Origin of the sequence: Paenibacillus sp. 481 (genome assembly GCF_021223605.1) — a bacterium.
Classification (GTDB): Bacteria; Bacillota; Bacilli; order Paenibacillales; family Paenibacillaceae; genus Paenibacillus_B.
Genome location: NZ_CP075175.1, coordinates 5,493,778 through 5,506,360 on the forward strand (window position 1 = coordinate 5,493,778; position 12,583 = coordinate 5,506,360).

At 47.7% G+C, this 12,583-nt stretch carries 8 protein-coding genes; 1 reads left to right on the forward strand and 7 read right to left on the reverse strand.

Annotated features, from left to right (window positions below; translation table 11 throughout):
* Positions 1 to 32 precede the first annotated feature (32 nt).
* From KIK04_RS23565 to KIK04_RS23580, 4 genes are all read right to left on the reverse strand, one after another.
* Positions 33 to 1,232 carry an epoxide hydrolase family protein gene (locus KIK04_RS23565; RefSeq protein WP_232276213.1) on the reverse strand — a complete coding sequence of 400 codons (1,200 nt, stop codon included), beginning with the start codon at positions 1,230 to 1,232 and terminating at the stop codon, positions 33 to 35.
* Between the two features lie 829 nt (positions 1,233 to 2,061).
* Positions 2,062 to 4,128: a serine hydrolase domain-containing protein gene (locus KIK04_RS23570; RefSeq protein ID WP_442951197.1), complete on the reverse strand. Its 2,067-nt coding sequence runs from the start codon at positions 4,126 to 4,128 to the stop codon at positions 2,062 to 2,064.
* A gap of 133 nt (positions 4,129 to 4,261) precedes the next feature.
* A complete protein-coding gene (locus tag KIK04_RS23575) occupies positions 4,262 to 5,332 on the reverse strand; it encodes a DUF5808 domain-containing protein (RefSeq protein ID WP_232276215.1) in 1,071 nt (356 codons plus the stop codon).
* A complete protein-coding gene (locus tag KIK04_RS23580; protein WP_232276216.1) occupies positions 5,329 to 5,730 on the reverse strand; it encodes a GntR family transcriptional regulator in 402 nt (133 codons plus the stop codon). The genes KIK04_RS23575 and KIK04_RS23580 overlap by 4 nt, the downstream gene beginning before the upstream one ends.
* 38 nt (positions 5,731 to 5,768) lie before the next feature.
* Between KIK04_RS23580 and KIK04_RS24300 the strand changes: the two genes are divergently transcribed.
* Positions 5,769 to 5,903 (forward strand): hypothetical protein, encoded by a 135-nt coding sequence (locus tag KIK04_RS24300; RefSeq protein WP_269670979.1) that lies wholly within the window; start codon positions 5,769 to 5,771, stop codon positions 5,901 to 5,903.
* Here KIK04_RS24300 and KIK04_RS24305 read toward each other — a convergent pair.
* The 3 genes from KIK04_RS24305 to KIK04_RS23590 all read right to left on the reverse strand — a co-directional run bounded on the left by KIK04_RS24305 (position 5,900) and on the right by KIK04_RS23590 (position 12,407).
* Entirely contained in the window at positions 5,900 to 6,034 is a 135-nt protein-coding gene (locus tag KIK04_RS24305; RefSeq protein WP_269670980.1) for a hypothetical protein, read from the reverse strand. The genes KIK04_RS24300 and KIK04_RS24305 overlap by 4 nt on opposite strands.
* Positions 6,035 to 6,405: 371 nt before the next feature.
* Positions 6,406 to 6,819 carry an HIT family protein gene (locus KIK04_RS23585; RefSeq protein ID WP_232276217.1) on the reverse strand — a complete coding sequence of 138 codons (414 nt, stop codon included), beginning with the start codon at positions 6,817 to 6,819 and terminating at the stop codon, positions 6,406 to 6,408.
* A 347-nt stretch (positions 6,820 to 7,166) separates the two neighbouring features.
* Positions 7,167 to 12,407 carry an S-layer homology domain-containing protein gene (locus KIK04_RS23590; protein ID WP_232276218.1) on the reverse strand — a complete coding sequence of 1,747 codons (5,241 nt, stop codon included), beginning with the start codon at positions 12,405 to 12,407 and terminating at the stop codon, positions 7,167 to 7,169.
* Positions 12,408 to 12,583: the final 176 nt, after the last annotated feature.

The window sequence follows — 12,583 nt, forward strand, 5'->3', positions numbered from 1 at the left end:
TAAGCCCCTTCTGACAAATGAAGTTTAATCGTTTAGTGTAGTTGACTAAAAAACTCCCTAATGTCATCGATAAGCGATTCTGGCGTTGCCATTGCAACCATGTGGCTGCTGCTTTTTTTGCTCGACCAGTGTACGATATGGTTGTTACGCTCTGCAAGACGACGGAATAGTGAGCCTCCTCCATGGGAAACTCCAGTTGGAACTTTGGTCTGGTTGATCGGCATGCCAGCTGCTCCCTCGTAGTAAGGCCAAGATGAAGACCCCGCTGTATGTGTCAGCCAGTATAAGGTTACTGTTGTAAGCAGTTGATCGCGGTCAATCGGTTCATCAATGAGTTCATTGTCAATGTTAGTATGAGAACCGGGCCATCCATCGAACTCTTTGAATCGTTCTAGCAGGAAAGCAAGTAGCGCAACAGGCGAATCGTTCATCCCGTAACTGAGCGTTTGCGGCCGATTGGCAAGGTACCGTGCATACCCGCTTCCGCCAGCAAACCAATCTGCCAGTTGTTCGAGTTCTGCCCGCTCTTCATCTGTCAAATCCTCCAACTCACTTGGATCACCTGTGGGCATACCGAGTCCAGCGGTAATATGAACACCGATCACATGCTCAGAATCCATGACTGCCAGCTCTGGAGAGACTAACGCGCCTGCGTCATTACCGTGCGCACCATAACGGTCGTATCCTAGGATTGCCATCAGTTGGGCCCACGTTTCAGCGACTCGCTTAATACTCCATGGCGACTCGACCGCTGCATCGGCAAACGAAGAGTATGCGAAGCCTGGAAGTGAAGGGACTACCACATGAAAAGCCTTATTCGGATCGCCGCCATATGCGCTTGGATTCGTCAGCGGACCAATCATGTGCATGAACTCAGCGATTGAGTTCGGCCAACTGTGCGTCATAAGCAATGGGGTCGCATGAACTTCGGGCGACCTTACATGCAGGAAGTGAATGGTCTGTCCGTCGATTTCTGTAATGAATTGAGGAAACTTATTTAGCTTGGCCTCGTGTTCACGCCAATTGTAGCCATGCTGCCAGTATTCAGCAAGTTCCTTTAAATAGGCCACCGGTATTCCACGATTCCACTCGCCCCCAGGTAGTTGAGCTGGCCAGCGGGTTCGGGAGAGGCGTTCATGTAGATCATCTAGGTCTGCTTGGGAAACATCGATGCGGAACGTTCGGATATGTGTAGGTTTGTTAGGTTTGGATGAGGTTATGCCTTTTTCCATGTTAAAGCCCCCTTTAAAATCATTCGTTAGGTTTCTGAGTTTCATTCTAAACGTAGAACCCTGACGACTGTATGTCAGGAAGCAAAAAACCGCAGTCCCCCCTTACGGTTCATTGATTTCAAGTATTCGCACTCTTGTTATTCACGATCTCCCCCCATTCCAATATGGATTACTATTGCACACGGTGTATCTCTGCTCATTGAATTTCTCAATCCCAGCCAACATTTTATATTTAGGATCACCGAACTTGTTCAACTATGTACGTAGCTCACCTCGGAATCTTCTTAGTACCAATCCCAAACGCTTTGGATTTTTGTCAAAAGAAAAAGCACCACAATGGGTGCTACAAACTAATGATCATATACGTTACATAACAAATCGTAAGTTCCATGGCGTATATACCATGTCGATATCGACATGGATTCCGTTAAGTACCAATCATTGTGTTCCGGTTAACCTAAAGAATCGGTGCAACATCGCTCAACCTCAATTGTCCTACGAGATCATGGCTCGCAACACCTACCAATAAAAGGCTTATCATCAGTTTAAACAACCGACCTTTTACCATGTGAACTCCCCCTTTCCCTACAAAATCGTTTTGGTTTCGTTAAAATAAGTCCCTCAATAATCCGTTTGCTTGAATGATTAAATCCTATTTAAGGGTACAGTCAGTTGAACTCATTTCCTCAAAAATAAAATAAGCGTAACTTATTGCATATGGGTTTTTTGGGGATGTTATTAGCTGAAATTTATCCAACTTTTCTAGAGGAATCTACTTTCTTATACGCAGAAATGTATTTTGTTCAGTTATAAAATGCCTGTCGTGACGTTACTGCGCGGAAATCGCGAACTTCGTGCCGGCATCCCCAGCGAAAACAATCGATCCTCCCGCGGGCAGTTTAACCTGATCCTTGCCTCTAATGACACTGAAGTAGATGCAGATTCCCTCCGCATTATAAACAGCGAAGGAGGCGTTCGAGGGCATACTCACCTTAACGGTCTTGCCCCCGTCTTTGTCGCTTATCGTATACCATTGGGCGTATCCGTTCGCCGGAATCGTAACGATTGACTTCTTAGCAAGGTTGATGGGCTTCACCACGTCCTCGTTCACTAAAATGTTGCCACCAAGATTCAGGTACTCAACACCGTCCTGTGTAAGGAACGTAATGCCTAAAAGATCCCGCCCATAGACTCCCGGAATTTGCAATTCGGAGATGGCCGTATTCGGGCCTGTTATGCGTTTATCCCCCACGTACCCCGGCAGTTGTTTCGACACATTCAATCGGGTGATTATCGCCCACAAATAACCGAGCGACGTATACTTCTCATTCAGCAAATAATATTTCTTTCCATCGCGCTTCTCCCATGCTTTTTTTGTCTCTGCCGGAAGCTTGTTAGGCTGGAGCTTCTCGGCGTTGTACACGGACAAAGCCATCTGCCCAAGTCCCGGCACCGAAACGTAACGACGAACCCATAAGTAGGTGCGGCCGTTCTCCTCCGTCACGAAGCTGATCTTCGTATTCCCATCCGCACTCCGGAACGTACCGTCCGCCGAATACTTGTAGATTTCGGCTGGATTATCGGGCGACTGCTCCGTAGTGATGGACATGACGCCGCCTTGGGTAATATTTATGTTCATCGTTGTGCTGGTCGCGCCATAGATTCCCGAATACTGTAGTACGGACGCCGGCATATTAGCTTTTACCGGCGCGCCGAACGATTTCTCCGGCTTGAGCTTGACAATTGTCCCTTTCTCCTTTAACGCCTGAAGTAGGATCTCGTTCGCCAGAAGCTGGTTGAGCGTGCTGCTCCCGCCAGAAGAGACAACAGCTACTGCCATGTCTTGTTCGGGAAGCACAACGAGCGACGAGTGATAGAGTGCCGTGGTCCCGCTCTTGGTCAACGCCTTCATCCCGTATGCGCTGAATGGATACAGCTTGACGCTGTCCCAGCCGAGACCGTATTCGAATGATGAGTTGTCCGCATCGTCAGGCCATAAAGGCGTCTTGTACTCGTCTTGCGCCATGGCCGCAACCGATTTGCTGGATAATACCCCTTTCGCTTCCCCCGTGAAAATTTGCGAGAATCGAGCCAAATTTTCCGCCGTGGAATACATGCCTCCCGTTCCGATCAAGTTGAATGTCTCGTTGGGAAGTTGTCCGGTATAGGTAGGTGAATAGAGTCCCGCCATCTTCGCTGTGTTCAGAGAATCGAGCGGCGTCTTCGTATTGGCCATACCCAGAGGCTTCGTAATATGTCGATGGATATAAGAGGTAAAGTCCATGCCGCTGACTCGCTCGATTAGAATCTGGGCTAGCGTAAATCCGTCATTGCAGTAAACTGAATAAGCGCCCGGGTCCGCTTTTAAGGTTTGACCGGCTAGTTGCTTGAGTAGTGTGTCGTAGGCGTAAGTATCGTTATCTTCGAATAAAGCGGCGTTCGTCAAGGACGATCCGTTCAGACCGGAAGAATGATTCAGCAGCATGCGTGGCGTAATCTGCTTGTAGCGTTCATCCTTCATCGTAAACTCGGGGATATACTGGACGACTGGCGTATCGAGATCGATTTTCTCTTGGTCGACCAACTGCATGATGGCAACGGTGGTAAACATTTTACTCGTCGAACCGATCCCATACATCGTGTCTTTCGTGAGCGGCTTCTGTCCTTTTTCATCATTTTTGCCGGATTGGCCGGATACGACGATGTTGCGATGATCGATAAGGGCATACTGCACGCTGTTCGTGCCGTACGTTTTCGTGAGGAGATCTGCCTTCTCCTTTGCAGCTTTCCTGGTTACTTCGTAGGTGGTCAAAGCTTTGTTAGAAGGCGATTTCACTGCCGCCGTTAGCACAGTTATTGGAACAGCGCTTGGCTTGCTCACCTTAGATGTATGCATTGTCACTGCTATGTTTTGTGCCAATGCCAGTGCTTTGTTGTCATTGCAGGAGGTTAACAGCAGACACGTTGATAGCATAGCTCCCATTATCCATCGACTTTTCATCATTTGAGCTCTCCTTCTACATATTTATTTATAAAAAATAGACAAACACGAGAATGACGAGCACCGAAACGGCTATCGTTGCGGCGGCTATGATCTTACCTATTGGATTGGCCATATTGATCGTCCAGCCGAAACCGTGAATGTTCGGAACAATCACCGCCGAGTCTTCTGGGTTCACGTAAATACCGCCCAGCCACTTCCAGTGCCGTTCATCCAGCGAGGGAACGTCCCTTAGCTGATCGATACCTTTGATTCGCAGGTAAAGCATAACGCCGATCAGTGCCAAGAAGAGCGCTACCCAGAGCGACATGCCGGAGTGGAAGAGCAGATTTCCCTGCCAACCGTACAACGCTATGGCTTGCGTCACCCCTAGAAATACAACGATTAGGAGTGAAGCGCCCCAGATCAGAATCGAATGAATTTTCTTGTGCTTCAACTGTTTTTGCAACGAACCTTCCCGGTCTTGGGGATCCAGCGATGTTCTGGCGCGGCTGATGATCAGATTAAAACCGACGAAAAACACGATATTCAACGCTTGCAAAATGTTCAGCATGAACACGGTCCACACGGATTTGTAAAAGTCATAAACTCCGAGATGCAACCATTGTGGAATCGCATCCCACCTCGCGATGGCAAAGAAGATACATAGCGCAATCACGGCGACATGTGCCAAATACCACCAATAGCTCAGCACCGAGCCATGCGTCCGGCCGACCACGAGGCTCGCTGTGCGCTTCGACTGCGCGACAACCTGCCAGCCTCTGGCCGCCTTCAAGCGTTGCGCGGACTTTCGACTAATCCAAACGGCGAAGCTTGACGCAATCATTAACAGCAAGATGGCTATCGTCCAACATAGGAAACTCTGCTCCGGTTGATGACGAATCCATAACAAGCTAGCTCCGCCGATGACGACCGCAATACCGCTCGTAAGCAAAGCGTAATTCCGGCGAATGGCACGGACGGCTGTGTCCTGCAGGGCCTCCTCCGGTAGCAAGATGCCGAACAGCATGGTCCGCAAGCCGATATAGACCTGTAAGCTGAGCATCAGAGCAAACATCAAATAACTACTGGACATCATGATCATCGTTTCTTGTGTCAACGTTGTTCCCCTCCGCGATTCGTAATCATATCTCGATATACCGACCTACTCTCCTGCGCGAATACCTCTTCCGACATGCCTCGTACCGCAGCTGCCGCCGCAAGCGACCGCAACTGCTGCCGGAGCTTCTCTTCGAACGCCGCCGTCAAGCCGGGCATCCCGTCGGGCTGAACGATAACGCCCTTTTTCCGGTGTACTTGAAGTAAGCCCTCCTGCTTGAGCAAATTGTAGGCTTTGTTGACGGTATGGAGATTGATCCCCAAGTCCTCCGCCAAGCTCCGGATCGATGGAAGTGGATCCCCCGGCTGCAAAGCACCCGAGGCGATCCCTTCGACGATTTGGTCAACCAGTTGTTCATAAATCGGGGTTTCCGATTGTAAATCGAGCTCTATGAACAAAAATATCCCTCCTTATGTCAGTACTGTGTGTCTTCAAGATGCGAGAGGGCCAATTATGCCGTGCAACAGCAAGTCGGCCGCCATATGCGCAACGATCGCTCATTCTAAGCCTTGCCACCCAACCGGCGAAAAAGCCACGGATGGCGTTCTGGAAAACCGGAGCCGCCGGTTAGCACGACCACCCACATACTGCTGCTGCGACATCGCCGGATTCTCGGCCTTCGAAAGCACTTCGAGCGAATAGGCCAGCAGCAGCGTACCAGCAATGGCGCAGCCAATCATTAACGATGCGCGATATTGACATGTCGAAGCCGTTCCATTTCGAACCACCACCTCTTTTTATTATTTGTTATATTACATATATAACAAATAATAAAAAGATAAGCAAGATCTAGTTGTGGATTCCTCGATCTTGCCCAGTATGGTTTTTAATTTTCTTAGAAGTTTGTCGTTGCATTTAGCACTAGCTGCACTTGTTCTGTGTTCTGGTGCAAGTTTTTCAACGTTTTTGCGTGGTTCTTTGATGTTCGATATATATCAACTTCACGGACATATCGTAAGGTAATTTCAAAACAGGGCTCGCAGGTAAACCATTTTCATTTATAAAAATAAGCGCTCTAGCTCCATTTTCTGAAAATAGTCCATACGCAATTTGATCTCACATGACTCATTGATTTATTTTTCAACATGACTTAGCTCATCTATTATCTTAGCCTTTACGTGCTCTAAGTCTGTATTTGACTGATGATTTGGTTCCAGCCAGCCGAATCCATCGTCCTTATATCTCGGAAATACGTGCATATGATAATGATCTAAATCGTTAAAAATCCCACCATTTTGCATGATTGATATTCCATCCGGATTATATATTTTTTTCAGTGCCCTTGATACTAATATGGAACCGTCTATAATCGATTTCATCGTTAATTCGTCTATCTCATCAAGCTCCTTAACATGCGTTTTCGGCAAAATGAGTACATGCCCTTCGTTGAGAGGTTCGATGTCTAGAATGCACGTAATGAAATCATTTTCAAATACTACATTTACCTCTTCTAATTGATTCGCCAAACGGCACCCAAAACAGTTCATAGAAAAGCTCCTTCCATCTTTTAATTCGTGTACATTTCCATTTCCATCACCAAAAAATCGACACATGTATCGACCTCTACGTTATACATCTCATGCTTATACCTCCTTCAAATATACGATTTGTAATTTTCCATAAAGTGATATGCCTTCATGTGCCTTATCTTTCTAAGTTTAATACCAATGTAGCTTCGTTACATTCATCGTACTAGATCAGAACCGAACCGAACCGAACGAATCCCGCTTCGCAGCTCCTTTTATTATAGCAATCATCCCAATTGTAGATATAAAAAAGAGGCGTCAAAGTCGTTAAAGACTTTGACACCTCCGCAAGCTGCTAACATTCCCAATTATTGAACTTGGTCAGGGAGCGATTTGAGCCACTTCTCGCTACTATTATCATTGCGAACGGATTCGTGCGAAACCGTTGCCTCTTGTACATCACCAAAGCCCCAATGACTTGTCGGCATATCAGGGAACAATGGCGCAAGGCCTTGCAATGGGCCACGATAGAGCATGCTGTTAATCATGGTAACGGCTTCTACACGTGTAATTCGTTTGGACGGCTTAAAGGTGCCGTCTGTATATCCACGTAGCAATTTGCCATTATACAGCGCTTCAATCATGTTTCCAGCCCAGTGTCCAGTCGTATCTGTAAAATGCATAGATACAGGACGATTAACTTCAAGCTTCAGGAAACGCGTCATAACAGCAGCCAACTCACCCCGTGTAACAGGTGCGTCAGGACGGAAGGTCGCGTTGTTATAACCGCTGAAATACCCGTGCTTCGTTGCAATTTTGATATAATTAGTCGCCCAGTGACCCGAACGAATATCGGTGTACGGCAGCTCGTAAGTAATCGTGCCGTTCTCTGTCAAACGTGCGACAATTGCCGCAAGCTCTGCGCGTGTCAGGTGGCCGTTAGGCTTAAACTCTTTGTCAGGGAAGCCTAAAATGTAACGATAATGTTTAAGCTCACCAAAACGTTGCGAAAATACGTTCACTTTAACGGCTGCTTTCGAATTCGCCCCGTTCACAGCTAACTCTCCTGTAATATCCAACACCGTGTCAGCCGTATTCATGAACGGCCATTGGATAATCGGCTTATAATTACCGCCTTGCCCACTCGCTACATTCGTTACTTTCCACACGATCGTGTTTCCTGTTACGACACCGCCAGCAGCATCTACGACAACAACACCCGCAGGAAGCGTCAAGCGAACCTCACCGGAAGAAATCGAACTTGAAGTTTGATTCTTATAATCCACGGTAAGTTGGGATTTCTCCCCTTCCTTCACTTTACTGCTATCGATCGTCACTTGAATGCCCAGCTTCGTACTGTCAATTGTCGATGACGAGCCAGAGCTTGAAGAGCTTGAAGAGCCTGCTGTGTCTGATCCGTCGGACGTACTTGACGAACCTGACGAACCTGATGTATCAGATACATCGGATGTGCCTGACGAGTCTGATGAATCTGTACCATTCGTAGAATTATCAGGTGGCTGCTGTGTTCCTCCACCATTCGCTCCAAGCGGTTGCAGCTTTACATCATGCTTTACAATATCATATTCGACGGACAATACCGGGCTCGTATACGATTCATATCCCTGCTTCGTAACGACGAGTACATAATCCGTTTCTGGATACACCATGTAAGCGTACAATCCATTAGGATCACTTAACTGTTCTGGACTTGCGTTATTGCTCGGTGCAAACCCATTAATAGCAGGCAGCTTAACGCCTTGTCCTGGAACGAGTCCTTTGGCCGTGTTTCTAGGCGTGTTGGCATATTGAAGAGTCACTTTCGCCCCTTCAATGACGTTATTCGTGACAGCATCTGTAATCGTGCCATATGGATCGATTAGTCCAGTCGAAATATTGAGCTCACCTGAAGCTGATACTTTAACAGGACTACGACCAATCACAACAGATTGACCAGACGCCACTTCGTAGCGTACTTCCAGCTGATAATCGCCAATCGCGATTCCGTTGGCATTAAATACGCCTTGTCCTTGCAATGGGAAGGCAATAGGCGTTCCACTTTGTGACACGTAAGTGCCGTCAGACTTCTTTAAGTACACACTAGCTTTGCTGAGTAGCTCTTGAGCAAGCACAGCCGTATTGCCGTTCGGCTGCTTCACTAATATATTGCCAGCAACGGTTTTCTCCGAATCGAAGCTCTGATTACCAGCTCCCGTCACCTCTTCAACCTTAGCGGTTTGCTTATAGCTTACCGGAGTCGGTACGCCACCAATGTTGACCAGCTGTGTGACGGTCATTTCATAGGTTGCGTCGCCCTTAGGCACCACGACGCTATACGTACCGCTTTGATCCGTTACTACCGTCTCGTCAAAATCAACCCCAGGCGTAATGACGCCATCGCCGTTCATATCAAGCGTTACACGCACGCTTGCTCCTGCCACTGGCTTACTGTTGTCACCAGACGTGATTAAACCCTTAATCGAAGCTGGCATAAACGTAATCGCGATGTCTTGCTCCGCAGTCAATCCGAGCTTGACGTCGTTCACTACCGCCTTCAACGTAATATGTTGTGGCGAAACACCTGTAATTTGAGCGGATTTGTAAGTCGTCTGCGCAATTCCTTGCGCATTCGTAATCGCTTTATTCGTGCCTACAAACTCCCCTGTCGCCGTCGGAGCGCTAAATATGACTTCGACGTCCTCCACAGGATTGCCACTCTCGTCTACTACGTTGGCCGACAATACCGTTGTCGATTTGCCGTCGCCCAATATCTGAGCAGGGTTTGCCGTAAGTGTAAGGCTAGCTCCTGCCATTTTGAAATGGTTATCAGCGAGCCTGTCCGCTGATTCAATTTGCAACACAGCACCAGCTCCATTAACGGCTACATACGTTACAGTATGTTGGCCACCACTCGTTGTAGCTGGTACGACATAGCTGCTGCTCTCCCATTTTTTGAAGCCGTCTGCTGCCCAAGTGGCTGCATTACTAAGCGTCAACGACACGGTATCGCCGTTCACGGTCGCCGTAACACCTGCTGCTGTAATCGAGCTGACAGCAGTCATTTTCAACGGCTCGTTAGGCAGCGCCCTTACGACTTCTGTATTTCCTTGATCTTTATTACCCGTCCATCCATGAAGTGCCTTGTTAAGCACAATCGTAATGGAGCCAGCTGATACACTTGTATTTCCATCTTGATCGGTCACCGTATAGGTGAAATGATCTTGACCGAATGTAAAGTCTGCATTCGGTGTAAAGATCCAAGTCGCACCCGTTTGATCGGTCGGGTCAAGTGTCAAAGTCCCTTTTTGCGGACTCACGTTAATCCCATATGTAATGCCCGTCACGCTTTCGCGATCGGAACCACGTAGCACGATCGATACGGAAGAAGCTCCTTCATTCGCATCAACGCTAAAAGATTCCGCTACAGGAACACCGCTGTATGTGATGTGAATACTTCCTGGCTGCTCGGAGAAATGCATGCCGTCGGAACCATACCACGGGATCGATACGACACTGCCTTCAGGTAATGAAGGCGAAGTTTCAAATTGCAAGCTGTTCAGCTCGGCTGCGGATAACGTGACCTCGCTACTAGGAGCGAGATATACCGCGCCTGTTACACTTGATGTATATTTTAGTCGGCCCTTGTCCGCTAAGTCAGACGGAACCGTAAGCTTGACTTGCTGCAAGGAGTCGCCGTCAACGTCGGTATACGCAGGAACAGCTGTAAAGTTAGCTGCCGTGAAACCAATCGTCGCACCAGGAATACCGGATTTATCAATCCGACCTACGACTGGCGGTGTATTGATCACGATCGTTACCGTCTTGGACTGAAGTGCATATTGGAGTCCATCGGAACCGCTCCACTCGAACTCCACGACACCAGCCACATTTGGCTGTGGGATGAACTTCAGACGATCCAGATCCACAGCAGCAATTTCTTGACCTGCTGTAACATCTGTCTGCACGCCAGAACTATTCACGAGTACCAACTTCCCTTTCAAGGGATCAGGCAGTGAAATAATCTTACCTTTTTCAAGCTGCTCATTGCCTGGGTCCACGTAATTCGGTGCGAAATCTCCTGCATTCGTAAACGGTAACTCCGCATCGCCTGCTTTCATTACCTTGTGGATGTCCATCACTTCAGGTGAGCTATTCACCGTAACTTTGGCGTCATCCACAGCAAACTTCGTTCCGTTGTAACCGTTCCACATAAAATCAACTGTGCCGTCGAAACCGCCAGCGACTGGAACGAATACAAGCTTGTTCAATTCTTGCACAGGAATGAGTTGATTTTTTGTTACCGCTAACCCTTTATGCTCAAGATGTCCTTTTGCTGGGTCTGGCAGCGTCACAATCTTCACACTTTGCAAATGTGCACCGTTAGGCGCACCCCCGTTTACTTTGAAATACTTCGCTTTGAAGTCATCAGCGGTAAACGCAGTCGGTGCGGAACGAAGCGCAGATTTCGCTACATCCGCCACGAGTGGATCATGGGTAGAGAACGTCACGACATGTTGAGCCTCGCCAGCATTCGTGCCCGCTTCTTCCTTACGGCCATTCCCACGATCTTCGAACAAAATAATGTTGACTACATATTCCTTCGAAGGATCGATTGAACCGTCCTCAATTGTGATGTTGTTCCAGTTCTCAGCTTTCCCTTGCTCAGCGGTTGGGAATAGCTGCTGGGAAATGCCTAGGTTCCGTTCAACTTCCTGCCCATTTACGATTGATTTCTCGATGACGTTAACTTCCATCGCAAAATTTCCAGGTACCTTAGGGATAAAGCTCGTATCGATTGTTACTTTATCTGTCTCCACTTTTAAATCGGCCTTATCGATCTCGCCGGATACGCGACCCCCACCATCGATAATAAGCTGGGCCCAATCGACCGTCATTTGCCAGTTTGTATTCGGCGCACTGCTGCGCCTATCTTGGAAGTAATGGTGGATCGTAACGCCAACGTAATTGTCACCTTTTGCGATTCGGTGAAATTCGTTAGGTTTAAAGTTCATAACCGTTGTATTCCATTTGCTATCTTGGCCTGACAACGTCCCCAGATAAGCCCCCTGCGTAATTTCACGTTTGTAGCCTGTTCCTTTTGGCGCAATACCGGATTTAGAAATATTGTTGGTCCAATTCCATGAGGTCTGCCAAGGCGTGTAAGGATTGCCGAAGGCGATATCAGCGGCATTCGAAGAAAAATACACACGATCCCATTCACCATTGTCTGATGCACCCGCATTATACTCATCCACATCCAATGCGCGTATTAGCAATTGTGCGCTTTTGGTTGGCAACTTATTGACGTTCGTAATCTTGAATTCGACAGGGTACCTTTTATAGTTGTCAACAGCCTCTATGTTCTGGTTCTTTAAGCCGACATCTAAATCCCCATCTGCTTTTGAATCGCTTGCCCCTCCACCCCAGTTGTCAGAGTCAACAAAAAAGGTTGCACCATCCACTGTCGCTGCGGGTGCAGCTTCAGCCGCTGATGGTGGTATTGCAAACTGCCCGCTTAGAAGAACGAATGACATGATGAGCGACACCATCCGCTTCCTCGACCATGAATCCCTAGCTTTGTATTCCTTGTTTACTTGCTTTCTTACCATAGACTTTTCTCCCTTGTAAAAATAGCTTGTTGCTTGTACGCGACATCATGTGCGATCTGTCTCTTGCTGCGTTTTTACCGCATACGGGTTCCCACTCCTCCTTCCACGTGCAGCATTTCATACTAAAAATGATCACTAATCAAATTCTGAACATGTCTGATTGCCTTGACATAAAA